The organism is Streptomyces sp. NPDC059994, from assembly GCF_042737755.1.
Taxonomy (GTDB): domain Bacteria; phylum Actinomycetota; class Actinomycetes; order Streptomycetales; family Streptomycetaceae; genus Streptomyces.
On record NZ_JBHWUR010000001.1, the window covers coordinates 297,333 to 323,123 of the forward strand.

The following is a 25,791-nucleotide window of genomic DNA, read 5'->3' on the forward strand; positions in this document are numbered from 1 at the left end:
GCCTCCGGCGACGACGGCAAGCCCGCCAAACCCGTCGCGCGGGCCGGCGACCCCGCCGCGCCCTCCACTTCCCCCTCGGCCGACCTCGGCGACGGCACCGGCAGCGGCAATGGCGGTGCGAGCGGCGGTGACGGGGCAACGACGGGATCAAAGCGGGCGAGGCACGCGTCTGGGTGCGCGAGAACGAGACCCAGCCGACCTCGGCGGGCGGCCGGCAGTTCGGCCCGTGGCGGCTCGGCGACATCGTGGCCAGGGCCATGTACAAGGAGGTCACCGGTCACGCGGTGGCCGACGGAGCGCTGAAGTGGAGCGTGGCGCTGGAGACACCCGTGTGCGGCGCCGCGCACACCCCGGCCGCCCACGGCAAGCTGGTCATCGCCACCCTGGAGAACAACACCGCGCGCGCCCACTGCAAGTACCTCCAGCAGATCGATCTGGCCACGGGCAAGGTGGGCTGGAAGATCGAGGTGCCGCAGGAGTCCTCGTACGACACCACGAACGAGTTCCGGCTCGCGGTCACCGGCGACACCGTCGCCGTCAGCCACAGCGCCTACGCGAGCGGTTTCTCAACCGTCGACGGCAAGAAGCTCTTCGGCACGTGGAAGACCGCCGGTTGCAGCCCCTGCTCCGTCGGCGGCGGCACCAGGCTGATCGGTGTGGGCCTGTGCTCGGTCTCCGGCGACGTCACCAAGACGCAGCAACTGATCGAGGAACTCGACCCGGCGACCGGCAAGTCCAGGTGGAACTACACATACGCGCCGGGCTGGACGGTCGGCCGGGTCTACTCCACCGAACCGCTGGTCGTCGCCGCCCGCAACAACGACACCAAGGCGTGGAACATCACGATGTTCGCGCCGGACGGAAAGGTCCGCCGGCAGGTCGAACCGAAGTTCAAGGTCTCCGGAGCGTGCGACGGCTTCGGCGACGGCAGTGGAGACCTCCACGCCTGCACCTTCGCCGCGACCGACGCGTCCACCCTCTACCTCGGCACCGCGGGCTCGGACGGGGCCGTACTCGGCCAACCGGAGACCAACGAGGTCGTCGCCATGGACCTCGGCACCGGCAAGGAGAGGTGGCGTACGAAGGAGCCCCACGGCCGTGGTGTACGTCCAGCCCGGCAAGGGGCCGAACGACTCCGCCGCGATCGCCACCATCGCGGCGACCGGCGGCGCTCCCCAGCTCCTCCTGCAGACCCCGGCAGCGGCTGCCGACGCCGAGCGCACCTTCTACCTCACCCCCCGTATGGCCTGGTCCGGCGGCCGTTTCTTCCTGCTCAACGGCCGTGTCCAGAGCCCCACGGCCCAGAAGAAGGACCGCACACTGCTGTCCTTCGGCAAGTGACGAGGGGGCCGACCCGGGGTGGCTTTGCGTGAATCAATTCCAGGGGGTGTGCGGCCCGGGCGGCGCCGCCAACGGCCCCTTCCGCATGTGCCACCACGGCATTAGCTGGACGACGCCGAACGCCACCTCCACGACGAGGAACAGCCACAGCAGTCCCGTCGCACCATGGGTGACCGCGTATGTCTGCCAGGCCGCGAAGAGCACGCGGGCCACGCCGTCGAACAGCCCGTGGACCGGCAGCGGTCCGACGATGCGCAGGAGTGCCCAGACGACCACGACCGACCCCATCAGGTTGGCGTACAGGGTCTGCATCGGGTCGAGTTGAGGTAGGACGCCGAGACCGAGCGTGTCGCTCCACGACGACAGGGCGTCGTGCACCAGGGCGTACGTCCACGGCGTCGCGAACCCCGAGGTGACGACGAGGTCGTACCAGGCGCTCGCTCGTACGGCCCGGAGATAGGGCGGGCGGGAAGGGGAGAAGTCACGGATCACGATGAGGCTCCTGCTGGTCCGGTGGCAGCGACGCCTCACGCTAAACATTGGACTACGCTCCAAGGTCAAGTCCCATCCGATGGAGGGTCATGCGTATCGGAGAGCTGGCCGCCCAGGCAGGAGTGACCACGGACGCCGTCCGGTTCTACGAAAAGCTCGGACTCGTCGCGGGCCGCCGACTGCCCAACGGCTACCGCGACTTCCCACCCGAGACGGTGGCCTGGCTGCTTTACGTCCGCACGGCGCAGACGCTCGGTTTCTCACTCGCGGAGATCATGAGCCACGGCGAGGAACTGCGTGACGCTCCGGACGCCGCGGAAGCGTTGTCCGCGCTGTTGGCGGAGAAGATCCGGGTGATCGACGAGCGCATGGCCGAACTCGCCACCCTGCGTGCCGAACTCGTCACGCGCGTCGGCACGGGCTGCCCGCTGCGGGCCGTCGAACGAGCCGGATGAGGCAGAGGCCGGGCGCCGACACCAGTGACGGGGGACGGGAGCAGGGGCGGGCGGGGGCAGGGACAGGGACAGGGGCGGGAGTTCACGGCGTCGCCTTCGGCGCGTGCCACTCCGCCATCTGCTCCCGGAACTTCGGGCACTTGACGATGTCCTCCTCGCTGCACTTGACGGCATGGGTCAGGAGCTGGTGCGCATGGTCGAGATCGAGCATGCGCTGCTCGATCTCGGTGATCTTGGCGCGGATCATCGCCTCTCGGTGCGGCTGGTCCCGCTGGAACTCGCTGATCTCGGCCAGGGTCAGCCCGGCTTGCTGGCACTTGCGCAGCACCGTGATCCGCTCGGCGGCCTCCGGCGGATAGCGCCGCTGCCCGCCCTCGCGTTCGGGTGCGGGCAGCAGGCCGTGGCGCTCCCAGTACCGGATGGCCGAGGCGGGCACTCCGGTGATCTCGGCGAGTCGGCCGATCGTCATGCGCACGTTCCGCTCCTCGTGCTTCTCGTCGTTCCCGGCATTTGACTTGAACCTTAGTTCAAGTTGAAGAGTGGTCGGCACGTGGACAGCGGCGAACGAGCGGCCGCGGACAGCACACTTTGGAGATGCGGTATGAGCGACACGTACCTGGTGAAAGAGCGGGCCGACCAGCTGGTGGAGGCCGCGGAGAAGCTCTTCGCGGCCGGGGTGATGTCCCACTCCGGGCACGCCAACCTGAGCGCCAGGCTCGACGGAGAACGCCTCCTGCTGACGCCGGGGTTCGTCCGCGGTCTGCGGCCCGAACAGCTGGCGACCGTCGGTTTCGACGGGCAGGTCCTGGAGGGCGAGTTGCAGTCAGTCAGCGCCGAGATCATCGCGATGCACAGCGCCGTGTACAAGGCCCGCCCCCACGTGGGCGCGATCATCCACACCCACTCGCCCTCCGCCACCGCCTTCGCCGTGGCCCACCGGCCGCTGCCGTGCCGCACCGAGCCGATGCTGCGCTTCGGACAGGCCGAGGACGTTCCGGTGGTCCCCTGGGGGCCTCGCGGGTCGGACGTGTCGGTGCGCGGAATCGCCGACGTCCTGGAGCGGCGTCCGACGACGTCCGCGGTCCTGCTGGCCAACCACGGCCTCCTGGTGTTCGGCCCGGATTCGGCGGCCACCGCCCACCTCGTGGTGGCGATCGAGGAGAGCGCCGAGGCCGAGATCGCCGCGGCGGCGATCGGTGGCGCCGTGGACTTCCCCCCGGGCGCCCAGGAGGCGGTACGCGCCGCGATCGCGAAGGCCACGGCATGACCGACGACACCCCCGCCTCCCGTACGGAGGCCGTACGGGACCGCTACCGCTCCACCCTCGGAACCGTTCCGAGCGGGGTACAGGAGCGGCTGCGCCTCGCCCAGGAATTCGGCCGGCTCCCGACCGAAGAGGCGATCGCGGCACTGCGCCACATCGTGCTGACCGACAATCCGCTGGGAGCGCGGGTGCAGCAGCTCGTCCACTTCGGACAGTTGCTGGCCCTCGGCCGGGCACACCCGGCCCGGATCCACGCCCAGGGCGCACTCCACGCCGGAGCCGGCATCGCCGACCTCATCGGCGTCGCCGAGACCGCGCTCATCACCGCGGGCGTACCGGCGTACGCACTCGGCACCGAGATCATCGCCGAACTCCTGCCGCCTGGCGAGGGTGACGAGGATGGGCCAACCCATCCACCCGGTGGCCGGGTTCCGCTCTGAAGCACGACTCGCCCCGCGACGGGCAGGGCCGTCACCGCGGTATGTGCGCGGTGACGGCCCTCGGTCGTGCGACGCGTGGCTGTGGCCGGGTCGGACTACCCGCCGGTGCCGATCCGCGCACACTCGCACAGGGGATTCAAGCCGTTGACGGCCGCGAAGCCGGGGCTGGACCGCCGATACGGCCCGGGGCAGGACGCTTCACTCCGGGCGCGGGTCCCAGCGGAACAGCCGGACCGCCACCGCCGCACCGGCCACGCCCCACAGGAGCAGGACCACGAAGTCCCGCCAGGGGAGACCGGCGTGGTCCGTGGTGAACGCGCCGAGCAGGGCGTCGTTGAACGGCTTCACCGGCAGCGCGCCGGCGACGCCGTTCAGCAGGGCGGAGTGGATCGGCATATAGGTGCCCGAGATGAACACCAGCGGAAACAGGACGAACTGCACGACCGACGGCGCGGCTTCCGCGTTGCGGATCAGCGACGCCACGGCGACCCCGAGGGCGCAGAAGGCGGTGGCGCCGAGCACGAGTGTCAGGGCGAGCACGGGCAGTTGCGAGGGGGCGGGCAGTGGGACGCCGTAGAGTCGGCCGACCGCCGTGATCAGCACGACGTCGACGACGCTCACGACAACGCAGTGCGCCAGCAGACCCACGAAGTACGCGGACGTGGGCGGCGGTGTCGCCCGTACCCGTTTTCAGGATCCCGTTCTGGCGCCGCCCGGCGAGTACGATCGCCGACTGGCTGTAGCAGGAGCCCAGGACGGACACCGCGGCGATCGTCGACACGTAGTACTGCAGCGCCGAGCGGCCGTAGTAGAACTCGCTGTTCCCGATGCCGCCGAACAGTCCGCCGAAGATCGCGATGACGACGACCGGGAAGACGAACGTGACGAACGCGCTCTGCGGGTTGCGCCAGAACGTCAGCTGCTCGTAGCGGATCTGATGCCACAGCAGAGCGGGACCGCGGCGCCGGGCCTGCGGCTCGGCTGCACGAGGGGCGGCGGTGCTCACGACGCGGTCCTTTCCAGTGGGCGTTCGGGCACGTTGCGGTCCGGGTCGGTCAGGCGCAGATAGACGTCCTCCAGACTCGGCCGGTCGACCGTCAGCCGGTCGAGTACGGTGCCGCGCCGCAGCGCCCAGTCGGTGAGCTGGTGCAGGGTGGCGGTCGGATGACTTCGACGAGTCTGCGGCGGCCGGCTTTGCGCAGAGCGGCCGGGGACCCATAGCGTTCGAGGAGCCAGGTGTCGGCCGGGTGGTCCAGCCGCGGCCCGAGCACGCGCTCCAACGACGGGTGGAACTGGGTGAGCAGGCCGCGTATCCGGTTGCTGGTGCGGGTCGCCTCGGCCGCGAGGTCCTGGTCGAATCCGGTCAGCACCGTGAGCTCGGCGGTGATCTCGTCGGTCAGCTCCAGCGAACGCAGAGTGTGAGGCATCGTCCGGGCGGCGTCCGCGATCACCGCCGCGTCCTTCGCGTCCGTTTTCGCCTCGCCCGGATACAGATCAGCGATCCGCCGCATCGCGAGTCCAGGCAGGTAGGCGACCTCGCAGCCCGCGTCGCGGGCCACAGTCAGCGGGAGGGCGCCGATGGACGCGGGCTGGTCCACGATCACCAGGACGGTGCCGAACTTGGCCTTGAGCCGGTCGAAGACGGCCCGCAGTTTCGGCTCACTGTTGGGCATCGGCTTGTCGAAGACCTTCTTGCCCGCCGGGGTGAGCCCGTGGCCATGATGGGCGGTCTTGCCGACGTCCATCCCGAGGAAGACACCCACGCCTTCGGTATCGAACATCGCACCCCTTCCGGGTCGTTGACCTTGTCGGCCTCTGCAGTGGCACCGTGCTCGCGCATCCACGTTATGCAGACCTGCCGCCCGCGAACTGCCCGGCATTGCGCCGGACCGGGCGGTGGCCGGGTCTCTCATCAGCGTCTCCGACGGCACCCCTCGGGCCCGGCGACACCACCCCCCAGGTCATCCGTTCGACAGAGGGGACACAGTCATACCGGGCCCGGAGGCCAGCGGCCCCGTTGCAGGACCGCGAAAAACATATCGGGGGGGACGGAACAGGCCGTGTGTGCCGGGTGCCCACTCCCCACCGCTGGTCGACGTCGTCCTGCCCGGTGTTGCGCATATAGACGGTGTCGCCGAGCAGGATCTCCTGCACGGTGAGGTGGTAGCGCGAGTCGTGGACATCGAGCCGGCCACGGTCGGCGCGACGGTGGCGGAACTCCGCGTCCAAGCGCCGCAGCAGGCGCTGCGGTTCCGTACGCGCCCGGGGCGGCAGGTGGCACACGAGGCCCTGCGGCGCGTCTCTGACGACGGCCACGTCGTCGTACCGGCAGCCCGGGACAGGCCGGGTACTCGGAGGCGGTCTGTGTCAGCTTCGTGCCCGGGCGGCGCAGAAACGCTCGGTAGCTTTCGAGGAAGCGCGCGGCGTTGCCGGGCCGCACGTGCTCGCTGCGGGCGGCCAGTTCCGCTGTACGGATCGCGGCGCTCGTGGCCTGCGACAACCGGTCGACGGGCGGCTCGTCGTAGGCCACTGGGCGCAGCGTGTGTGTTGGTGCCGGTGTTGCTGTACGGCGCGGAGTGCCGGGCCGCCTACGCGGCATCGGCCTTTCGGCAGGGGGGCATCATGACGGCCATGACGCCATGGGCGCGCGGCCCGTCGCTGCCCGCGTGAGGGCAGGGTGGGCCCCAGTCCTGACGGCCGCCCCCCGCGGTGAAAGCGACGCCGCTGTGGGGACGGCCCGGACAGGGACTCACACCGGATCCGGGAGGTCCATCAGTGCGAGCTCGGCCGGGTCGACCACGGACCGACATGCGCGCAATGGGACGCCGCCCTGGACACCGGGCTGCTGTCCTTCCCCGGCCGTGGAGCGGGCAGGTGCACGGTGTTGTACCGCGATGGCGAGCCGACGGAGGTCGGGTACTGGGGATGTACGACGGCGGACTGAAGACTGTCCATCGAGGTAGGGGCTCAAGCCTCGGCCGGGGCGCTTGGGGTGGTCAGGTGTGGCGGTCCGGGTGCCGGCGGAGATGGGCGGGTGTCTGGCTGATGCGGACGAGGCGGTCGAAGTCGACTGCCGCGCCGCGCAGGAGCAGATCGACGGTGTCGGCTGCGGACGGCCGGGCCGTGGTGGTGTCTCCCAGGAGCGCGCGCTGGTAGACGGAGGCGGCGAGGAGGTCGACGAGGAGGTGCGGGTCGACGTCGGGGCGCAGGTCGCCGCGGCTGACGGCCTGTTCGACGGCGGTGGTGGCGGCCTGCATGCTGGGTTGGACGAGCACCTCCATCAGTCGCCGGTGCAACTCCGGTACGCGGGCGCAGTCGGCGACCAGTGGTGCCAGGACACCGCGGGGCAGCCGCTCGTGCAGAGCCTCGTCGAGCAACCGCACGCTCTGCATGAGGTCGCAGCGGGTGCAGTTGTTGTCCGGCACGGGCGGGATGGCGAGTATCGACGCGAGCGCGTCGATGAGGAGGTTCTGGCGCAGCGGCCAGCGGCGGCGCATGGCCGCTTTGGTGGTGCCCGCCCGTGCGGCGACCGCCTCCAGGGCGAAGCCCGTGTAGCCGTCCGTACGCAGGATGTCCAGGGTGGCGGCGAGGACGGCGGCGTCGATCGCCGGGTCGCGCGGGCGCCCGGCCGCGCTCACTCGGCGTCCTGCGGGTACCACCGCAGCTCGACGGTGTTGCCTTCCGGGTCCTGGACGTACACGGAGGTGGCACTGCCCCGCGCCCCGAACCGCGACACGGGGCCCTCCAGCACGGTGAAGGTGCCCGAGTCGATGACCTGCTGCCAGTCCAGCGGGTCCACGACGAGGCAGATGTGGTCGACGTTCGACTCGCCGCGCGGGCGGTCGAACAGGTCGATGATCATCGTGGGGCTGACCCGGACGGAGGGGAAGGGCACCTTGCCGGCCCGCCATTCCTCGACGCGGACCGGCTCAAGGCCGAGGGGGCCGGTGTAGAAGTCGAGGGCGCGCTCGACGTTCTGGACGTTGAGGACGAGGTGGTCGAAGTCCTTGACGCGCAGCATGAGGTCGAAGCCTTTCGGTCAGTTGGGGCCGGTCGTGATTTCGATTCGGTCCGGATCGGATCGTAACAGGGGAGGGGCTGCTGGGGAAGGGGTGACGGTGCCTCATCCGCTCTGCGGGGAGGGGCGGTTGGGGAGTTTTGTTGCGTGCGGCGAGGCTCGGTGTTGAGCCCGGTGGCGGAGTGCGCATCGGGGGCGTCGGCCGGTTTGGGGGCCGGGGTGTTTCCTCGGGTTACGGTGTGCGGCCGCTGTCCCGGGGCTTGCGGGCGCCCTCTCGGGTGCGACTGACCGTCGGCGTGGCCGGCGTCCGGCCGGGCCGGGGGTGTCGTCAGTGTGTGCCCCGCCGACGGGATCAGGCCGCGCTCGCCCACCCACCCGATTCCCCGCCGATCCGCCCTTTCCCGATCCCGCGTTTGAACGCGTTCAAGTCCTCCTCTAGGCTCAAGGCAACAGAGGGAGGGGAAGTCGATGAAGGTAGTCATTCCCGGCGGAACCGGGCAGGTCGGCGCTCTGCTGGACCGTGCTCTGACCGCCGCGGGCCATGAGGTCGTGATCCTCACCCGGCGGCCCGTACGCGAGCGCGAGGTCCATTGGGACGGGGAGAGCGGGGGGCCTTGGATCGAGGAGGTCGATGGCAGTGACGTGGTGATCAACCTGGCCGGCCGCAGTGTCAGTTGCCGGTACACCCCGGCCAACCTGCAGGCCATGATGGACTCGCGCGTGCGCTCGACGGAGGCCGTGGGCCGCGCGATCGCCGACGCCGCCCGGCCGCCCCGCCTCTGGCTGCAGATGAGTACCGCCACCATCTACGCCCACCGCTACGACGCGGCCCACGACGAGGCCACCGGTGTGATCGGCGGCGCCGAAGCAGGCGTCCCGGCCTACTGGGGCTACAGCGTCGAGATCGCCAAGGCCTGGGAGCGTGCGCAGGAGCAGGCCGACACCCCGCACACGCGCAAGGTCGCGCTGCGTTCCGCCATGGTGATGAGCCCCGACCGAGGCGGCGTCTTCGATGTGATGTCGTGGATGGTACGGCTCGGTCTCGGCGGGCCCGTCGCGGGCGGCGCACAGTACGTGTCGTGGATCCACGAGTACGACTTCGTCCGCGCGGTCCAGTTCCTGGTTGACCGGGACGACATCTCCGGCCCGGTCAACCTCGCCGCCCCCGCCCCGCTTCCGCACCGCGCCTTCATGCGCGCCCTGCGCGCCGCCTGGCGGGTCCCGGTGGGTCTGCCCGCTACGAAGGGTATGGCCGAACTCGGCGCGTTCGTACTGCGCTCGGACACCGAACTCCTGCTGAAGAGCCGCCGCGTCGTCCCCGGCCGCCTCCTCGATACGGGCTTCACCTTCGACCACGGTGAGTGGCCGGACGCCGCCCGGGATCTTGCCGAGCGTCGACGTCAGCGCCGACGCGAGGGGTGACGCCGAGTCTGGACCCCCCCGACCCACGCGGGGAACGGCTCCTGACGCACTCCTGGACGTCAGACCTCACATCGGCTTTCAGTTCGCTTTCAGTTCGCTCTCAGTTCGCTCTCAGTTCTGGGACGAGATCTCCGATGCCTCGGACCGCCTCGCCGCAGAAGCAGTGTTCGCCCTGGCCGAGCACGTCGCCGGGGTGGGTGTGCCAGGTGTGGTGGTGTCACCGGCCGGCCGGGCATGTGCCGGGTACGCAGTCGCCTCATCGAGTCGGCGCACACGTGCGAACCAGTCAGTTCGCCATTGTGGGCGGGGTTCATGCTGCTGGTCCTGGTCCTGGTCGGACCTGGTATCGCTGCGGGTCGAGAATTGACCTCGGTTCCCGGCATCAAATTGCACTCTGTAGAAGGTCTTTCGGCTTCATAGAGTGGTGATCACAGCGGCGAGGACGCCGCTGCGGAACCGAAGGGGAAACCACCGTGAACAGCGAGAACACCGGCGAGAACACCAGCAAGAGCACCGGCTTCGACGCTCTCCTCACCCGCGCCGCCGAGGCCGAGACCTGTGCCGACCCGAGCAGCGTGATGACGCTGCTGGCCGACACGGACGCGCCCGGCGGCGGATTCACCGCGTACCGCTCGACTTTCGCGAAGGGAGCCGTCGGCGCTCCCGCGCACCTCCACACCAAGGCCACGGAGCTCTTCTTCGTGATCAGCGGCTCCCTCCAGGTGCTGGTGGGCGAGGAGGTCACCGTCCTGAACGCCGGCGACTTCCTCGCCGTGCCCCCGCACACCCCGCACGCCTTCGCCGCGGCCCCGGGCTGCGAGGCCGACGTCCTGTTCACCTTCACGCCCGGCATGGGCCGCTTCGACTATCTGCGACTGCTCGGCAGTGTGATGCGCGGCGAGACCGACCCGAAGAAGATCGCGGAGTCTTCGGAGCGTTACGACAACCACTACGTCGACAGCCCCGCTTGGCGCGACGCACTCGCCGCGTCGTGAACCGGCGGGCACACGCACGGGTCGCTGCTGAGCTCCGCTGTCAGTGCCCCCGGTTAAGGTCCCCTTCAAGAGCCGCACATCAAGGTCCTCAAGGGGTAGATGCGTCATGAGCAGCACCGACAGCAGTGGGTATGAGGGGTTCACGGCCGAGGAGAGGGCCGCGATGAAGGATCACGCCAAGGAGCTGAAGACGGCGGGGCGTCGCAAGTCGCGCGCGGAAAAGGCGGCGGAGGCGGAGCAGGACGTGCTCGCGAAGATCGCCGAGATGCCGGACTCGGACCGGATCATGGCCGAGCGCGTCCACGCCGTCATCACCGCAAACGCCCCGACGCTCGCGCCGAAGCTCTGGTACGGGATGCCGTCCTACGCACTGGACGGAAAGGTCGTGTGCTTCTTCCAGAGCGCGGACAAGTTCAAGACGCGCTACGCCACCCTCGGCTTCAGCGACCAGGCCAAGCTCGACGAGGGCACGATGTGGGCGTCCGCGTTCGCTCTGACCGGGGTGACGGCCGAGGTGGAGGCACGGATCGCCGCGCTCGTGAAGCAGGCGGTGAGCTGAGGCGCGAGCCCGGGGAACGAGCCGCGCTTGAGGAGACCGCTGCTGGCGGGTTGTCGGTGGGCATTGCCAGGATCGCGGCTGTATCGGCAAGGTGCTGATGCGGGAGGGAGACTGATGCGCAGGTCCAAGCGTGTTGCGGCATTGGTGGCGACGGCTGTGGCGGCGCTGAGCCGGACGGCCCGCGCCGTCGCCCTGCAGGGTGGTGACGCGTCGGCCGAGGCCGGGGTCATCAACAGCCGCCCGTAGCCCGTTACGAGAAGGGTGAGCCGGGAGGTCGGATTCTCCCGGCCCTTCCCTCTCCGGGCCACCCAACGTACTTATGCGCGCCGGACGACCGGCACATCGGGCAGAGCGCGTTGGGACTCGGCGGCCATGCCGTCGCCCGGGGTTCCACGGCGATGACATCGGCGACCTGCACCTGGCCAGGCCTTGACCCCGCGGTGTTCAGCTCGTACCGCTCGGCGCGGGCGTGAGCCCCGGGCTCCGCGTCGGCACGGATGAGCGGCGGCACCCGGCGCGCGTCGGCCACGGTCGGGGATTTGTTGGCTGAGGGGGTGCTGTTTAGCCGGGGGCGGCGGCTGTCACGCTCGTTTCAGCCCTAGTGGCTACGGCGACGCGGCTTTCTCCTGGCCCGGTCGCCGGTGCGGTGAACGCGGGGGTCCCCCGTCTCGGCGTGCACCGCGGGTGTCTGCCCGCCCATCGGGCGGCGGGCAGGCACCCCCCGGCGCGTATCGAGGCGATGCCGGTGGTCATGCCCGTTCTGGCCGGGGGAGTTGAGTCAACGCCGCGTCGGCTGTTTCGAGGATGTCGCGGAAGGCGCGGGTGATGATCGGCCGTGCGAGGCGGCGGGTGAGGAAGGCACCGACGAGCGGGACGGGGATCTCGGCGCGGGTGGTCCAGCGGACCAGAGTGCCGTCATCCACCTCGCAGAGCTCCACACGGCCCAGTTCGTGCCGTGAGGGCGGCAGGCTGCGCTCGACGACGTACTCGGTGGCGTACGGCGGGTCGTAGCGCGTGATGCGTTCCCGGAGCCAGCCGATGCTGCCAGGCAGGCGGGGGTCGGTCGCGGCCGGTCGGTGCGGGGCCGCGGGTGGGCCTTCGATCGTGGTGGACGCCAAGGTGGGGGGAATGACGTGGAGAGCACCGCAGGTGGAACGTACGACGCAGCTGGGCGGCCTGGGTGTCGTGCCCGAGCGCGGGATGCTGGAGGGGTGGCTGAACCGGCACCGGGAAACGTTGCTGGCCAGGTGCGCCGGGCTGGAGCCGGGCGAGTTTCCTACCGTGCGTGTCTGTGTGCCAATGGTCTTCCCCCGTATCTCTTGCTGCCCTCAAGGGCTCGCGTACTCCGCCACCAGTACCTGGAGTTGACCGGTCCGGTACAGATCCCGGGTCGCCTGCCATCGCCGAGACCGGGCCGAACGTCAAGGCGTAATGCAGCCACGCAACTGGATCAAGTCAAGGCTGATAAACCCTTCCTGGGGCTCGTCGGCCAGCCCCGTCGCTCGGCGTGGTGCCGTAAACCGTCGCCCCACGCGGCGCGATACCGCGCACGAGCACCCCAAGACTGTGGCCGGATTAGTCGTCTGACAGGTGTTCGGATCCGGCAATACTCGGGACTGGGCAATCCGTCCCAATTCCTATGTCCGGAGGCCGCAGATGCCCCAGACCAGTGTTCCCGCAACCGCCGTGCTCAACGCCTGGCTGTCGGGCGCCGAGAGTGCGTACGGTCAGTCCAACCCCGCCGGGCCGCTCTACGTCGGCGGCGCCGCCGCCGAGGCCGCGCTCACGGACCCGAGCGACTCCCTCTACGGCTTCTGCTCCAGCCCTAGCGGGTCGCGCGGAAGCTGGTGTTGCTGATCACCGACGGCTGCTGACCGTCCTGCGGAGTGCGCCTGTTGGGGGCACCGCCGCTGAGTGACGTTCACAGGCCGGAGAGTCAGGCAGGAGAGTACGGACAGAAGTGTGGGGAACCGCTCACCATGCCACGGCGCGCGTGCCGCGTCCGAGGCTGGTCGCGCGGTTCCCCACGCCCTGTGCAGGCACCCTGTGGAGCGCCTTGATGGCGCCGACGTGCGACGGATTGGGGAGGGGCGGACCGTGGACGGATCGGCGCCGGACAAGAGGGACGAGGCGGAGTGGTTTGACCGCCCGGTACGTAACATCGCCGACCCGTGGCGGGAGGAGCTGGCCAGGCGGCTGGGCGCCGTGGACACGCTGGAGAGCGCGGAGCGGGAGGTCGTGCTGGACGCCGGGCACACCGCCCTGATCAGGTCCTTGCACGCGAAGCTGTCCCGGCTGTTCCTGATCGAACTGCACGCACTGCGCATGGCGGAAGGCGGTGGGCGACCCGGCGCCGCTGCCCAGGCCGGGCCCGACACCGCGATATGGGCCGCGTTCATCGAACAGGCCGAGGACGAGAGCTATCTCGACCGGCTGGCCGACCGGTACCCGACCCTCCGGCGGCGGATCGCGTCGGTGGCGCGGCTGTCGGTGGCGGCCACGGCCGGCTTCGCCGCACGGCTCGCCGAGGACCGCGAACTGCTGCGGCCGCTGCTGGGAGCACCGGCGGGGGAGATACGGGCCGTCGAGTTCGGGGCGGGCGACAGCCACCGCGGCGGTCTGACGGTCAGCAGGGTCGACTTCGACGGCGGCAGCGTCATGTACAAGCCCCGGCCGTCCCAGGCCGACGTGGCTCTGGGCGCGCTGCTGGAGGAGCTGTTCGCGGACTTCCCCGGCGCCCCGGCGCCCGACGAGCGCATCCGTGTGCCGCGGACGTTGGTGCGTGAGGGGTACGGCTGGTCCGAGTTCGTCCGCCATCGCTACTGCGCGGGCGATGCCGAACTCGCCGCGTTCTACCGCAACGTGGGACACTGGCTGGCCGTTCTCCGCTTCACCGGCGGCACCGACATGCACGCCGAGAACATGATCGCGGCTGGCCCGGTACCGGTGATCGTGGACGCGGAGACCCTCTTCGACGCCCCCGCGCCCTTCCCGGCCAGCGGCCGGGGTGACGCGGTGGACGTGGCGGCGGCTGCCATCCGCCGGACGGTGCTGCGCACCGGACTGCTGCCCGTGCGCGGCACCGGCTTCGCGCTCGGCGGGGTGGACATCTCCGGAGTCGGCGCACTGCCCGGCCAGCAACCGCTGATCCCCAACCCCGTGATCGCGGACGGCGGCACCGCCGCGGCCCGCTTCGAGGTGGACCTGGTGGCCATGCCCACCGCGGGCAACCACCCCAGCCCCACCCCGGTGCTGAGCGCGTACTGGGACCGGATCCTGGCCGGGTTCCGCGAGATGACCGCGCATCTGCGCCGGCCCGGGACCGACCCGTACCGGCTGCTGCGCCGCTTCGAGGGCGCCCAGGCGCGGCGGATCCTGCGGCCGACACAGGCGTACGTGGACATCGGCCGGATGCTGTGGCATCCCGCGTCGCTGCACGACGAGGCCGGGGCCGTCGAACGGGCCCGCGACATCCTGCGGCGCAACGCCGAGGTGCTGCCCGGCGCCCCGACCGACCGTGCGGCCATCGACGGCGAGATAGCGGACCTGATGGCCGGGGACGTGCCGATGTCCACCTTCACGGTGGACACGGCCGCCGTACGGACCACCATCGAGGACTGGCGCACCGCCGACCTGCCACTGGAGGAGTCGGTGATCCAGGACGCGTTGGTGGGCGCGTACCTCAATGAGCGTTCACTGCCCCAGCGGGTGCAGGCGGGCGCCCGCGACCCGCATGCCCGTGACCGCGAGCGGCGGCGCCGCGACCTGGCCGTGCAGATGGTACGGCGCCTGTGCGACGGTGCGGTGCGCGGCGAGGACGGTACGGTCACCTGGATCAGCCCGGTCTTCACCCCGGCCGGATGGTCCATCAGGGTGCTGCCCGCGGACCTCTACACCGGGCAGGGCGGTGTGGCGCTGACGCTTGCGGAGTATGTGACCGAGGCGCGGGCGGGGCGGGCGGACGAAGTCCCGGGTGTCACCGAGGTGTTCGAGGGTGCGCTGCGGGTGCTCATCGGCACCGAGGACCGGACGCCGACACCGTCGGCCGGAGCGTTCAGCGGTGCCGCGTCGCAGGTGTGGACGTGGTTGGCGCTGCACCGGGTGCTCGGTGAGGACTGGCTGGTGGAGCGGGCGGCCCAACGAGCCCTGCTGCTCGCGCAGGGCCGTCTGGTCGAGGACGACGTGGAGGTGGACCTCCTCAACGGCGCGGCCGGGGGAGTGGTTCCGCTGCTCGATCTGGCCGGGGCGACCGGACAGGACCGCTGGCTCGCCGCCGCCGCGCACATAGGCCGCCGGCTGTCCGGGCTGGCCATCGTCGACGCGAGCGGCGCCCGCTGGACGACCCGGCTCAACCCCGAGGGCATCGGCGGCTTCGCCCACGGCGCCACCGGCATCGGCTGGGCGCTGACCCGGCTCGCCCTGAGCGACGCGGGCTCCGCGGCCGAACGCCGCGGCTGGACCCACCTCGCCGAGCGGGCCTTCGCCTACCAGGACTCTCTCTACCAGCCCGGACACGGCAACTGGCTGGACGTACGCATCGGCGCCGAGGAGGACTTCTTCACCAGTTGGTGCCACGGCAGCGCGGGGATCGGCATCGGCATGCTCGATCTCCACCGGCGTACGGGCGATCCGGCCCACCTCGACATGGCCCAACGCGCCGCGCGCGCGTGCGCCGCCGAGGGCTTCGGCTGGAGCCACACCCTGTGCCACGGCGACCTCGGCCTCTGGGAGTTCCTCACGTCCCTGGGCTCCGGCAACGCCGATGATCTCGACGGCGAGATCCTCACCGGCCTCGAACAACGCGGGCCGGTGGGGGGTTTGGCCCGCGAAGCGTTCTCCCCCAGCCTCATGTCCGGCCTCTCGGGAGTCCTGCACACACTCCTGCGGATGCACCCCGAGGCCACCCTGCCGAATCCCCTCCTGCTGGACTGAAGGGGTCCGACTGCGGTTTGACCGCTCAGCCGATGCTGTTGCCGCAGATGTTGACGGGGATGCGGAGGGGAATCTGGATCAGATTGCCGGAGAGGAAGCCGGGGGAGCCGTAGACGGCTCCCCCGGCGTGGGCGCCGGTGCCGTCCGTGGTGCACTCCGTCCCGCCGGAGCCGAAGTGGTTGCGGGTCGCCGTTACCGTGGTCCGGCCCGTGGTCTGCCAGGGCGGGCGCGGCGGAGCCGAGGGTGAGAGCAGTGCCGACAACCGCGGCGAGCAGGTACTTCTTGGTGTTGGTCATATGGACGTGAAAACCGGTGGAGTCACATCTCACGCGCGGTGGGATCACATGTTCACTCGCATGCCCGAAGCCGCTTGCCCGAAGCCGCATGCCCGTAGCGGGTGGCAAAAGAGAAAGGCAAGGAGGTCACCAACTCCTTGCCACTCTTAATTTATAGCGCACAGGGGGGCTTGCGGCAAGGCCCCGGTCATGCCGCAGAATCACCGGACGAAGCCAGGACCTGCGGAAATGGGAACACTTTGATCATCGACGTGGTCGTTGTCGGCGGTGGACCGACCGGCCTGATGCTCGCCGGTGAACTGCGACTGCACGGCGTGCAGGTGGTCGTGCTGGAGAAGTTGGCCGAGCCGACCAAGCAGTCCCGCGGGCAGGGCCTGCACGCGCGCAGCGTCGAGCTGATGGATCAGCGCGGCCTGCTGGACCGGTTCTCGGCGGTTAGTGAGAAGTTCCAGGTCGGCGGCCTCTTCGGCGGGATCGTGAAGCCGTGGCCGGACCGGTTGGACACGGCTCACGCGTACGGCCTCGCCCACCCGCAGCCGGTCACCGAGCGGCTGCTCAACGAGCGCGCCCTCGAACTCGGTACCGAGATCCGGCGCGGCTGCGAAGTGGTCGGGCTGAGCCAGGACGAGGAGGGGGTGACCGTCGAGCTGGTGGACGGCACGCACCTGCGCTCGCGTTACCTCGTCGGATGCGACGGCGGCCGCAGTACGGTGCGCAAGCTGCTCGGTGTCGGTTTCCCCGGCGAGCCCGCCAAGGTCGAGACGCTGGTGGGCCAAATGGAGGTGACCGAGGATCCGGCGACGATCGCCGCCGTCGTCAAGGAAGTCAACAAGACCCAACTGCGGTTCGGCGTCACCGCCCCCGACGAGAACGGGGTGTGCCGCGTTGTCCTGCCCGCCGACGGGGTGGCCGAGGACCGTGCGACCGAGCCGACCCTCGACGATTTCAAGCAGCAGCTGCGCGCCTACGCGGGCACCGACTTCGGCGTGCACTCGCCGCGCTGGCTGTCCCGGTTCGGCGATGGGAGCCGGCAGGCCGAGCGCTACCGGGTCGGCCGTGCGTTCCTGGCCGGCGACGCCGCGCACATCCACCCGCCGACCGGTGGACAGGGGATGAACCTCGGCCTGCAGGACGCCTTCAACCTCGGCTGGAAGCTGGCCGCCGCGGTCAACGGCTGGGCGCCGGAGGGGCTCCTCGACAGCTACCACGCCGAACGGCACCCGGTGGGCGCCGCCGTGCTGGACAACACCCGCGCGCAGATCACGCTGATGGGAACCGATCCGGGCCCCACCGCGCTGCGCGAGCTGTTCTCGAAGCTGATGGACTTCGAGGAGGTGAACCGGTACGTGACCGGGATGATCACCGCGGTCGAGGTCCGCTACGACCTCGGCGAGGGCCACGAACTGCTCGGCCGACGGCTGCGGGACGTGAAGCTGAAGCAGGGGCGCCTGTACGAGCTGATGCACGGCGGCCGCGGACTGCTGCTCGACCAGACCGGCCGGCTCTCGGCGGCGGGCTGGGCGGATCGGGTCGACCACGTCGTCGACGTCAGCGAGGAACTGGACGTGCCCGCCGTGCTGCTGCGGCCGGACGGCCATGTGGCGTGGGTCGGTGAGGACCAGCAGGATCTGGTCGGCCAGTTGACGAAGTGGTTCGGCGCCGCCGCCGGCTGATCGCGCGTTGCCCGGCCCGGCCGGGGTGCGCGGTGTGGTTCCGTGCGCCCCGGCCGGTCTGGTTACGGCAGGAAGTACATCGGGTTGGGGACCTTGTACGTCTTGTCGGCGTGGCCGCCCGCGAGGTCGGTGTACTGGTCGCCGAGGTTGGCGACGATGCGGTAGCCGAGGCTTTCGATGTGCTTGCGGGTGCCTGCCTTGTAGTCGACCGTGGAGCACGTCCAGGTGGGCTTGCCGCAGCTCAGGTAGGCCGGCGGGTTGACCTTGTCCTTGAGGAAGAAGTGCGTGCTGTCGACCGGGACGGCGTAGCCCGCCTTGGTGAGGTTGGTGGCGCTCGCGTCGCGCTGTGAGGCGTCGCGGCCGGTGAGGAAGAAGACCGTGACGCCCTTCTTCGCTGCGTAGTTGACCAGGTCGGGCATGCCGAACACGGCTATGGACTGCGCACTCTGGACGTACGTGTTGAAGGCGGTGGCGTTGTACGCGAAGCCGTTCTTCTTCTCGTAGTCGTAGGTCAGCAGCGTCGTGTCGTCGACGTCGAGGACGATGGCGGGCTTCCGGCCGTCCCGCCCCGGGCGCTCGGCGGCATGCGATATCTGGCGCTTCGCGCGCGCCTCGATCGTGGCGACCTGCTTGGCGTAGTTGCTGGTCGGGGAGGCCTGGTAGGCCCCGGTGGAGTCGGGAGCCCCGCCGTAATAGGCGTTGATCTTCTCCTCGACCTTGGTGATGTTGGGGATCTCCTTGTCGCTCTTCGGTGTCGTGTTCCCTGCGGTGGCCGCGCCGGCGCCGTAGAAGGCGGCGCCGGTGACGGCGAGGGCGGCGACAGTTGCTGCGGTTTTGGTGACAGTGCGCATGGGCAAGATCTACGCGCATCACACACCGCCCCGCCAGGGTGTTTGATCAACTTTTTACCGCGAGGCGGTGCAAGAGTGATCACACCCCGCTGAGCGACAGCTTCGCGGCGAAGCCGAGGAAGAGGACGCCTGCCGCCGAGGTCGCGCCCGCGGACAGCCGCTTGCGGCGGCGGAAGGCGGCGGCCAGCCGGGTGCCGCTGAATATCAGCGTGGACAGGTAGAGGAAGCTCGCCAGTTGGAGCAGCGTGCCGAGCACCAGGAACGACAGCGCCGGATAGGCGTACCCCGGATCCACGAACTGTACGAAGAAGGAGATCAGGAACAGGATCGCCTTCGGGTTGAAGAGGCTGAGCATCAGCGCGCGCCGGTAGGGCCGTTCGGCGGTGGTGGCCTCCTGCTGGAGGCCGTCGGCCGCTTCGGGGCCGGTCGCGGTGTGGCGGTTGCGCCACATGCCGAGGGCCTGGCGCAGCATGCCGATCGCCATCCAGCAGAGATATCCGGCACCGGCGTACTTGACGACGTCGAACAGCAGCGGCGTCGTCTGGAGCAGCGATGCCGCGCCGAGCGCCGAGAGCGTCATCAGCACCGTGTCCCCGGTCCACACCCCTGCCGCGGCGATATACCCCGTCCGCACGCCGCGCCGGGCTGCGACGGACAGCACGTACAAGGAGTTGGGCCCCGGCGCCAAAATGATCAGCACCAGGCCCACGAGGTATGTCGGAAGATCGGTTACACCCAGCATGCGGGGGAGTGTCGCACAAAGGTGCGAGATGGGGCCCGTGTGTTTCACGATGCGGCACGGGTTCCCTCGCGTGGCCAGGTCGCGCACGCCTGCGCAACCGGCGGAGGGTCCGGCATGCCCGCCACGGAGGGCTCGGGCGAGTTCTGAAAGACTTATTGCGCAAGTTATCTTTCACGCTTAGGGTCGGTGCATGCGACCGAAGCGTGAGCCCGAGCAGATCACCGACCTGTCCCGGTTGAAGGCGTTCACCAACCCGCTGCGCATGCAGCTCTACCGGCTGCTGTACGCCGCGGGCGCCGCGACCGCCTCCCAGCTCGGCGAGCAGGTCGACCAGGCGCCTTCGTTGGTCAGTTACCACCTGCGCAAACTGGCCGAGCACGGCTTCGTGACCGAGGCGAGCGGCCGCAGCGCCGACGGCCGGGAGCGGTGGTGGCAGGTGGCCTCCGAGGAGGGCTGGGGCTTTCGCGACTCGGACTTCGCGGACACACCCGAAGGGGCGGCCGCCGTGGGCGCGCTGACCCGCGGCATGTTCGACACCCGCGTCGCCCAGTACCGTGCGTATCTCGACCAGACGGCCGCCTGGGGCAAGGCGTGGACCGACGCGGCCTTCAGCTCCGAGTGGCTGGTCGATCTGACCCCGGCCGAACTCGCCGGGATGAACGACGAGCTCGAAGCAGTGGCCCGGCGCTGGCGGGACCGGGGCAAAGCCGCCAAGGCGGCCGACGACACCGAGGGCCGCGAACACGTGTCCGTGCACCTCTACGGCTTCCCGTTCCGGCCCTGACCCAGCCGCACCTTCACTCACCGGAGCCCGCCATGGCAACCGTAGCCACAGCCCTGCCCGAAAGCGCCACCGCGCCGGCCCACCGCGACGGCAACGTGCTGCGCTGGCTCGCCGCGTACACCGCCTCCCTCATGGGCGACAGCGTGTACTTCGTCGCCCTCGGCTGGTCCGCCCAGAAAGCCGCAGGCCCCACCGAAGTCGGCCTCGTCATGGCCGCCGGGGCACTGCCGCGGGCGGTACTCATGCTCGGCGGAGGCGTGGTGGCCGACCGGTTCGACCCCCGCCGGGTCATTCTCGGCAGCGACGCGCTGCGCTGTCTCCTCATCCTGGCGGTGGCCGCCTGCATCGCCCTGTCCGCGCCGGCCCTGTGGATCCTGGTCGCGGTGGCGCTCGTCTTCGGTGCCGTGGACGCACTGTTCGTACCCGCGATCGGGGCCCTCCCGCCACGGATCACCAGCCCCGAGCAACTGGCCCGGGTCACCGGCATGCGCTCGCTGTCGATGCGGCTCAGCCAGGTCACGGGCCCGCCGATCGCCGGGCTGGCGATGGGGCTCGGAGGCGTGGTGGCCGCCTTCGCCGTCGCGGGCCTGCTCTTCGCGCTGTCCCTGCCGCTCCTGCTGGCGGTCCGGATGCGGCCCCTCGGGTCGCGTCGCGAGGAGCGGTCCGAACTCGGCACCGCACGCGAGGACTTGCTCGACGGTCTGCGCTACATCCGCCGCCACCGCCTCATCGGTCCACTCGTCGCCGCCGGCGCCCTGTGCGAGCTGGGCCTGACCGGCACCCTCAACGTCGGCATGGTGCTCCTCAACGCCGAGCGCGGCTGGGGGCCTTCCGGCTACGGCTGGATCGTCAGCAGCTTCGGCGCGGGCGCGGCGGCCAGCGCCGCGCTGCTCGCCGTCGCAGGCTGGCTGCCCCGCGCGGGCCTGACGCTGGCCGGAACCCTGCTCGTGGGCTGCGCGGGAGCGGCCGCCATCGCGCTGGTGCCGACCCTGTGGATGGCGGTGGTGCCGGCCGGGGTCATCGGGCTGAGCGCGGGCGTCTTCGGCAGCCTGGACAACGCGCTGATACAGACCGCGGCGGACCCCGCCTATCTGGGCAGGGTCACGTCCGTCGTCATGGTCACCATGGTCGGGCTCGCGCCCCTCAGCTACCCGCTGGTCGGCGCCGCCATCGGAGCCTGGGGCGCGGCCCCGGTGTTCGTCGGCTGCGGCACCTTCGCCAGTCTGGGCGCGGTCGTCGCCCTGGCCTCGGGCGCGGTACGGCGTGCCGAACTTCCGCGTCAGCGGGCAGGCCTCACCACGTAGGTAGTCAGGGGGCGATGCGCCGGAAGGTCGCGCGGTAGTCCCTCGGGCGGCGTCCGGTGTGTTTGGCGAAGAGGGCGGCGAAGGTCGCGGAGTCCTGGTAGCCGACCGCGGTGGAGATGCCGGCGACGGTCCGGTCCGTGGTCTCCAGCAGGTGACGGGCGCGGCGGACGCGTGATGACTGCAGATACTCAAGCGGACTCTGGCCGGTCTCGTCGGCGAAGCGCCGCAGCAGCGTGCGGGTGCTGACGTTGAAGGTGTCCGACAGTGCGGTGAGGTCGTATCGGGCGGCAAGGGTCTGGTCGAGGCGTCGCATCACGCGGTGGGAGAACTCGTTGCCGGGCCGTGGAAGCAGCCGCGCGTCGACGTAGGGGGTCTGGGACGATCGCGCGTCGTCGACGAGCGCGACCCGCGCGGTCGTCCGTGCCACGTCCGCGCCGCTGTGCCGGCGGATCAGTTCCAGCGCGAAGTCGTACATCGCGCTGAAGGCAGCCGTCGTCGTCACCCCCTCGTCGGTGACGACCAGATGGTGGGGCCGGACATCGGCGTCCGGACAGCGTCGGGCCAGTTCGTCCGCGAAGAGCCATGACGTCGTGGCCCGGCGCCGGTCGAGGAGCCCCGCCTCGGCGAGCAGGAACGCGCCGACACAGATCGACACCACGGCGTTGCCCGCGGCGGTGTGTGAGCGGATCGCCGCGATCTCGGGGGCGAGGAGGGCGAGCTCGGCGTCCATGTCCAGGCCCGGCAGCAGCTCGAACCCGGGTACGACAAGGACGTCGACCTCGCGCAGGGGCGAGACGGCCAGGGCCGCGCCGCCCGACGCGGCGACGCGACGGCGGGGCGAGACGATCGACACCTCGTATCCCGCGTGGTCCGGACCGGCGACGTGCGTGGCCATGGTCAGGAGATCGGGCACGCCGAACACCTCGGACGCGAAGCAGCCCGGATAGGCCAGGACACCCACGCGCAATGCGCTCACGCTCGCCTCCTCGCTGTCGGTCCTTGGCGAGATTACCCTCGTGCATGGCGATCTGGCCCCTCATGGTGTGCGACGGTATGAGGACACGATGTCCCCATGAGCGCTGCCAACGGACGTCGTGACGACGCCATTACGGATTTCTCCCGCCGGCTCGTGGACGTGGACGGGACGGTCAAGACGGTGTACGTCGCGGGTACCGGGCCGGCCGTCGTGCTGATGCCGGAGATGCCCGGCATCAGCCCCGACGTCCTTCGGCTGGCGCGGTGGGTACGGGATGCGGGCTTCACCGTCTACGTCCCCTCCCTCTTCGGGACCGACGGCGCCTACCCCACGGCCGAGGGCGGTAGCGAGGTCGTCCGCCGCGCGTGCGTCAGCGCCGAGTTCCGTGCGTTCGTCGGGGGCGGCACCAGCCCCGTCACCGCATGGCTGCGCGGGCTCGCGCGCCAGGCCCACACCGAATGCGGCGGTCCAGGAGTCGGTGCGATCGGGCTGTGCTTCACCGGCAACTTCGCCCTCACCATGGCACTTGAGCCGGCCGTCATCGCGCCCGTGGTCAACCACCCGTCCCTGCCGCTGGACGATCCCGCCGGAATCGAGATCAGCGACGAGGACGCGCGTGCGGTCCGCGACCGCATCGAGCGCGACGGGCTGAAGGTTCTCGCCTACCGCTTCGACGACGACCGCTGGTGCACCGGTCAGCGCTTCGCCGCCTACCGCAGGCTCCTGGGCGACGCCTTCGACGGCCGCGTACTTACCGGCAGTTCCGCGAACGCCACCCCGCCGCCGTTCTTCGCCGACGTGGTCGGGTCCCCCCACAGCGTGGTCACCGCCCACCTCGTGGACGAGGACGGACACCCCACCCTGAAGGCCAGGGACGAGATCCTCGCATTCCTGACCGACCGGCTGGGCCGACACACCTCGTGACGCCGGGGTAAGTCGTGGCGAAGCGGTTACGGGAATTCCCCGATACCGCCCGGCCCGGACGCGCCACGGGGGTGCGGGTCCGGGCCGGGCAGCTCTCGCGGAGGGGCCGCCGCAGGTGCGCCGCGCGCTGCCCACCTGGTTCGCGCTGCCCGGCTTCGCCAAGGTCCCGTGCACAGGCTGACGGCACGTGAGTCGGGGCGATAAGGACGTACTTTATGGCCGGGTGATCACCCGGGGGTCCGCGACGGAGGGGGCCACCGGGTCCGTAGGCGTGGACGGCGGTCGTTCGCTGATGCCCGGCGCGTGGGCGGGCGGCGCCGGAGCCGGGGCCAGCGGGCCGCCGGGCAGCACCAGCAGGCACACGGCCACCACGGTGGCAGCCACGCCGAGAGCCGCGAAGGCGACCCCGCGCACCCGTCGTACTCCCCAACTGCGCCCCTGCGGGGGCGCCTCGTGGCTCAGGTCGTGGTGGGTGACGAGCGACGCGCGGGCGGCCAGCGCGGCGCGCACCCGGTCCTCGGCCGCGGACCGGCGGTCTTCGGCAAGCGGCTTCATCGGCCCGCCTCCAGCTTCTTCTCCAGGACGCCCAGCGCGCGGCTCGCGGTGGACTTCACCGTGCCCCGCGACAGGCCGAGCGTGTGGGCGATCTGCGCCTCGGTCAGCTCCGACCAGTAGCGCAGCACCAGCACCTCGCGCTGACGCTGCGTCAACTCCGCCATGGCGTCGAGAACTTGACGGTGTTCTTCGGCGAGTAGCAGCCCCTCGTCGACGGGCGGTCCGTACCCCTGGTGGGGCGGGGTGTAGGCGCGGGCGGTGCGACGTCTGCGCAGCACGGAGCGGGCCGCGTTGACCACGGCGGTGTGCAGATAGGACGAGGGGTCGTCGAGCCCGTCCAGCGAGGTGCCGTATCTGCGGCAGAGGGCGGCGAAGGCGTCCTGGACGACGTCCTCGGCGGTGTACAGATCGTCCACCAGGAAGAGCGCGAGCCGCACCATGTCGAGCCGCCGCGCCCGGTACAGCTCGGTGAGCGTGGGCGGCGGCTCGCAGCCGTACGGTGTGCCGACTGCCCGCAGACCGTGCCGGCGTGCGGGGACGTCCTCGGTCCGGGACATACGGGCGAGCAGCCGGGGCCACCAGGGCAGTGCTGCGGGTATGGCGTACTGCATGGGCCTCGATCCGTTACGGAGGAGCGGGCCGGCCTGCGGAAAGGCCGGCCCGCTTCATGGTGCGCTGCTGCTACTTCCGGACTCCGCTGCCCGGCTGGATCACCCGGGGAGCGTTCTCGGCCGGGGCGGACGCGGCGCCGGGCTTGGCCGCGGCGGCCGGCTTGCCCGCCTCAGTGACCTTCGGTGTACCGGCGGCCTTCGAGACGCCGGGCTGCGACGCCGCCCGCGGGGTGGTGTCCCCGGTCGTGGCGACCTTCGGCGCGGCGGGGGCCGGCGTGGCACCGGAGTCGGCGACGGCCTGCGCGGCGAAGCCGCCGCCCAGCAGCAGCGCGACTCCGGTGACGGCGCCCAGGACCCGGGGACGGGCACGGTGGTTCCGCTTGGTGTGCGATGACATGGCAATCTCCCGAGGAAGTGAGAAACGTGGTCTGGTACATCAGCTGAAGGGCGCCTTCACCCCACCAGACGTGCGACTTCGCCGGAGGTTGCGACCACATCCGAGAAACTTCACCGCTGTCTGCCCGTCGGCTTCCCGAGGGGGCGTCGGGGCCGGGAAACCGTCCTGGACGTGGCGGTGCGCCGTGCGGGCTGCGGGGGGCTCGTGGCCGGGCGGATCGCGCGGGCCTGCACTCATTCGTATGCCGTGTTCCCATGCGGGGAACGGTGCCGGTTCGCAGCGCGCGAGGCGAAGGGCAGTTCCCCGATGGGACGCTTCCCCGGACGTCGTGCAGGAGCTCAGCGTTGGCCGTGCCGGGTGGTGGCAATCCCGCTGGGCCGCGCCGTCGCCGTCAGTGCGGCCCTGCTCGGCCGTCATCTGAGGCCCGCAGGCCGTACTGGCGCCCGGTGCGTCGGTGACCTGGGTGTTCAAGGTGAAGCTAGCCGCCACGTACACGGGTGACGGTTCCGGCATCCCCAACACGGCAACGGTGTCGTCGGCGACCGAGGACCCGGTCACCGGCAACGATTCGAGCGCCGCGGGCCGGCCGGTGGCAAGGTCGACAAGCCCACAGCCGGCCTGGAGGTGTCGAAGCAGACACCCTGACCGGCCATGGCGAGCGTGGCGGGCCGCTCGACGGCCCGCCACCCCACCCGGCATAGGGGCAACCCCCAGCGGGGGGGTCGGATATACAAAACATAAGCCGCCGCCCCCCAGAGGG

At 70.7% G+C, this 25,791-nt stretch carries 26 protein-coding genes and 2 pseudogenes; 14 read left to right on the top strand and 14 right to left on the bottom strand.

The annotated features are described in order from the left end of the window. Positions 1-173 precede the first annotated feature (173 nt). Positions 174-1,373 (top strand): PQQ-binding-like beta-propeller repeat protein, encoded by a 1,200-nt coding sequence (locus ACFWA7_RS01410; RefSeq protein WP_385820128.1) that lies wholly within the window; start codon positions 174-176, stop codon positions 1,371-1,373. 1 nt (position 1,374) lies between these two features. Here the strand turns inward: ACFWA7_RS01410 and ACFWA7_RS01415 are convergent, their stop codons facing one another. Further along, positions 1,375-1,833 (bottom strand): hypothetical protein, encoded by a 459-nt coding sequence (locus tag ACFWA7_RS01415; protein WP_385820130.1) that lies wholly within the window; start codon positions 1,831-1,833, stop codon positions 1,375-1,377. A gap of 89 nt (positions 1,834-1,922) precedes the next feature. On the opposite strand from ACFWA7_RS01415, the gene ACFWA7_RS01420 reads away from it, so the two are divergent. Beyond that, positions 1,923-2,288, top strand: a complete 366-nt coding sequence (locus ACFWA7_RS01420) for a MerR family transcriptional regulator (protein WP_385543174.1) — start codon at positions 1,923-1,925, stop codon at positions 2,286-2,288. An 82-nt stretch (positions 2,289-2,370) separates the two neighbouring features. On the opposite strand, the gene ACFWA7_RS01425 is transcribed toward ACFWA7_RS01420, so the two are convergent. Then, positions 2,371-2,757, bottom strand: coding sequence for a MerR family transcriptional regulator (locus ACFWA7_RS01425; RefSeq protein ID WP_385820132.1), 387 nt, complete (start codon positions 2,755-2,757; stop codon positions 2,371-2,373). A 132-nt stretch (positions 2,758-2,889) separates the two neighbouring features. On the opposite strand from ACFWA7_RS01425, the gene ACFWA7_RS01430 reads away from it, so the two are divergent. Together ACFWA7_RS01430 and ACFWA7_RS01435 are read left to right on the top strand one after the other, a co-directional pair. Beyond that, on the top strand, positions 2,890-3,555 hold the full coding sequence (locus ACFWA7_RS01430) for a class II aldolase/adducin family protein (protein WP_385543168.1): 666 nt from the start codon (positions 2,890-2,892) through the stop codon (positions 3,553-3,555). Further along, positions 3,552-3,992: a carboxymuconolactone decarboxylase family protein gene (locus tag ACFWA7_RS01435; RefSeq protein WP_385543165.1), complete on the top strand. Its 441-nt coding sequence runs from the start codon at positions 3,552-3,554 to the stop codon at positions 3,990-3,992. The genes ACFWA7_RS01430 and ACFWA7_RS01435 overlap by 4 nt, the downstream gene beginning before the upstream one ends. Positions 3,993-4,190: 198 nt before the next feature. Here the strand turns inward: ACFWA7_RS01435 and ACFWA7_RS01440 are convergent. The 4 genes and pseudogenes from ACFWA7_RS01440 to ACFWA7_RS01455 form a co-directional block, all read right to left on the bottom strand. After that, a pseudogene (locus tag ACFWA7_RS01440) lies at positions 4,191-4,998 on the bottom strand (ABC transporter permease). Between the two features lie 151 nt (positions 4,999-5,149). Then, positions 5,150-5,773: pseudogene (locus tag ACFWA7_RS01445) on the bottom strand (IS110 family transposase); the annotation flags it as partial. 1,215 nt (positions 5,774-6,988) lie between these two features. Next, entirely contained in the window at positions 6,989-7,630 is a 642-nt protein-coding gene (locus tag ACFWA7_RS01450) for a TetR/AcrR family transcriptional regulator C-terminal ligand-binding domain-containing protein (RefSeq protein ID WP_385543162.1), read from the bottom strand. Further along, entirely contained in the window at positions 7,627-8,013 is a 387-nt protein-coding gene (locus tag ACFWA7_RS01455) for a VOC family protein (protein ID WP_385820134.1), read from the bottom strand. Before ACFWA7_RS01455 ends, ACFWA7_RS01450 begins: the two co-directional genes overlap by 4 nt. Positions 8,014-8,478: 465 nt before the next feature. Here ACFWA7_RS01455 and ACFWA7_RS01460 point away from each other — a divergent pair, with 465 nt between their 5' ends. From ACFWA7_RS01460 to ACFWA7_RS01475, 4 genes are all read left to right on the top strand, one after another. Next, on the top strand, positions 8,479-9,432 hold the full coding sequence (locus ACFWA7_RS01460) for a TIGR01777 family oxidoreductase (RefSeq protein ID WP_385820136.1): 954 nt from the start codon (positions 8,479-8,481) through the stop codon (positions 9,430-9,432). Positions 9,433-9,905: 473 nt separating this feature from the next. Further along, complete coding sequence (locus ACFWA7_RS01465; protein ID WP_385820138.1) at positions 9,906-10,427, top strand: cupin domain-containing protein; 522 nt, start codon at positions 9,906-9,908, stop codon at positions 10,425-10,427. A 106-nt stretch (positions 10,428-10,533) separates the two neighbouring features. Next, positions 10,534-10,986 carry an iron chaperone gene (locus tag ACFWA7_RS01470; RefSeq protein ID WP_385820140.1) on the top strand — a complete coding sequence of 151 codons (453 nt, stop codon included), beginning with the start codon at positions 10,534-10,536 and terminating at the stop codon, positions 10,984-10,986. Positions 10,987-11,100: 114 nt separating this feature from the next. Continuing rightward, complete coding sequence (locus ACFWA7_RS01475) at positions 11,101-11,232, top strand: hypothetical protein (RefSeq protein ID WP_385820143.1); 132 nt, start codon at positions 11,101-11,103, stop codon at positions 11,230-11,232. 503 nt (positions 11,233-11,735) lie between these two features. Here ACFWA7_RS01475 and ACFWA7_RS01480 read toward each other — a convergent pair. Next, on the bottom strand, positions 11,736-12,104 hold the full coding sequence (locus ACFWA7_RS01480; RefSeq protein ID WP_385820145.1) for an SRPBCC family protein: 369 nt from the start codon (positions 12,102-12,104) through the stop codon (positions 11,736-11,738). Positions 12,105-12,642: 538 nt separating this feature from the next. On the opposite strand from ACFWA7_RS01480, the gene ACFWA7_RS01485 reads away from it, so the two are divergent. Next, the gene (locus ACFWA7_RS01485) at positions 12,643-12,843 is read left to right on the top strand and encodes a DUF6229 family protein (RefSeq protein ID WP_190087684.1); all 201 of its coding nucleotides are present in this window, start codon (positions 12,643-12,645) and stop codon (positions 12,841-12,843) included. Positions 12,844-13,083: 240 nt separating this feature from the next. Next, complete coding sequence (locus tag ACFWA7_RS01490; protein WP_385820147.1) at positions 13,084-15,918, top strand: type 2 lanthipeptide synthetase LanM family protein; 2,835 nt, start codon at positions 13,084-13,086, stop codon at positions 15,916-15,918. 25 nt (positions 15,919-15,943) lie between these two features. Here ACFWA7_RS01490 and ACFWA7_RS01495 read toward each other — a convergent pair whose 3' ends face one another. Then, entirely contained in the window at positions 15,944-16,180 is a 237-nt protein-coding gene (locus ACFWA7_RS01495) for a chaplin (RefSeq protein WP_385820149.1), read from the bottom strand. Between the two features lie 276 nt (positions 16,181-16,456). Between ACFWA7_RS01495 and rox the strand changes: the two genes are divergently transcribed. Beyond that, positions 16,457-17,887 (top strand): rifampin monooxygenase, encoded by a 1,431-nt coding sequence (gene rox, locus ACFWA7_RS01500; RefSeq protein ID WP_385543198.1) that lies wholly within the window; start codon positions 16,457-16,459, stop codon positions 17,885-17,887. 62 nt (positions 17,888-17,949) lie between these two features. Here the strand turns inward: rox and ACFWA7_RS01505 are convergent, their stop codons facing one another. Both ACFWA7_RS01505 and leuE read right to left on the bottom strand, forming a co-directional pair. Further along, on the bottom strand, positions 17,950-18,738 hold the full coding sequence (locus ACFWA7_RS01505) for an HAD family acid phosphatase (protein WP_385820152.1): 789 nt from the start codon (positions 18,736-18,738) through the stop codon (positions 17,950-17,952). 79 nt (positions 18,739-18,817) lie between these two features. Continuing rightward, a complete protein-coding gene (gene leuE, locus ACFWA7_RS01510; protein WP_385820154.1) occupies positions 18,818-19,480 on the bottom strand; it encodes a leucine efflux protein LeuE in 663 nt (220 codons plus the stop codon). A 190-nt stretch (positions 19,481-19,670) separates the two neighbouring features. On the opposite strand from leuE, the gene ACFWA7_RS01515 reads away from it, so the two are divergent. Together ACFWA7_RS01515 and ACFWA7_RS01520 are read left to right on the top strand one after the other, a co-directional pair. Then, positions 19,671-20,264 (top strand): ArsR/SmtB family transcription factor, encoded by a 594-nt coding sequence (locus ACFWA7_RS01515; protein WP_385543128.1) that lies wholly within the window; start codon positions 19,671-19,673, stop codon positions 20,262-20,264. 32 nt (positions 20,265-20,296) lie between these two features. Next, a complete protein-coding gene (locus ACFWA7_RS01520) occupies positions 20,297-21,568 on the top strand; it encodes an MFS transporter (protein ID WP_385820156.1) in 1,272 nt (423 codons plus the stop codon). 4 nt (positions 21,569-21,572) lie between these two features. Here ACFWA7_RS01520 and ACFWA7_RS01525 read toward each other — a convergent pair whose 3' ends face one another. Next, the gene (locus ACFWA7_RS01525) at positions 21,573-22,544 is read right to left on the bottom strand and encodes a GlxA family transcriptional regulator (RefSeq protein WP_385543122.1); all 972 of its coding nucleotides are present in this window, start codon (positions 22,542-22,544) and stop codon (positions 21,573-21,575) included. 96 nt (positions 22,545-22,640) lie between these two features. Here ACFWA7_RS01525 and ACFWA7_RS01530 point away from each other — a divergent pair, with 96 nt between their 5' ends. After that, entirely contained in the window at positions 22,641-23,468 is an 828-nt protein-coding gene (locus tag ACFWA7_RS01530) for a dienelactone hydrolase family protein (protein ID WP_385820158.1), read from the top strand. A gap of 213 nt (positions 23,469-23,681) precedes the next feature. Here the strand turns inward: ACFWA7_RS01530 and ACFWA7_RS01535 are convergent, their stop codons facing one another. The 3 genes from ACFWA7_RS01535 to ACFWA7_RS01545 all read right to left on the bottom strand — a co-directional run bounded on the left by ACFWA7_RS01535 (position 23,682) and on the right by ACFWA7_RS01545 (position 25,031). Then, entirely contained in the window at positions 23,682-24,023 is a 342-nt protein-coding gene (locus ACFWA7_RS01535; protein ID WP_385820160.1) for a hypothetical protein, read from the bottom strand. After that, positions 24,020-24,634, bottom strand: coding sequence for a sigma-70 family RNA polymerase sigma factor (locus ACFWA7_RS01540; protein WP_385820162.1), 615 nt, complete (start codon positions 24,632-24,634; stop codon positions 24,020-24,022). The genes ACFWA7_RS01535 and ACFWA7_RS01540 overlap by 4 nt, the downstream gene beginning before the upstream one ends. 70 nt (positions 24,635-24,704) lie before the next feature. Beyond that, complete coding sequence (locus ACFWA7_RS01545) at positions 24,705-25,031, bottom strand: hypothetical protein (protein WP_385543112.1); 327 nt, start codon at positions 25,029-25,031, stop codon at positions 24,705-24,707. Positions 25,032-25,791 lie beyond the last annotated feature (760 nt).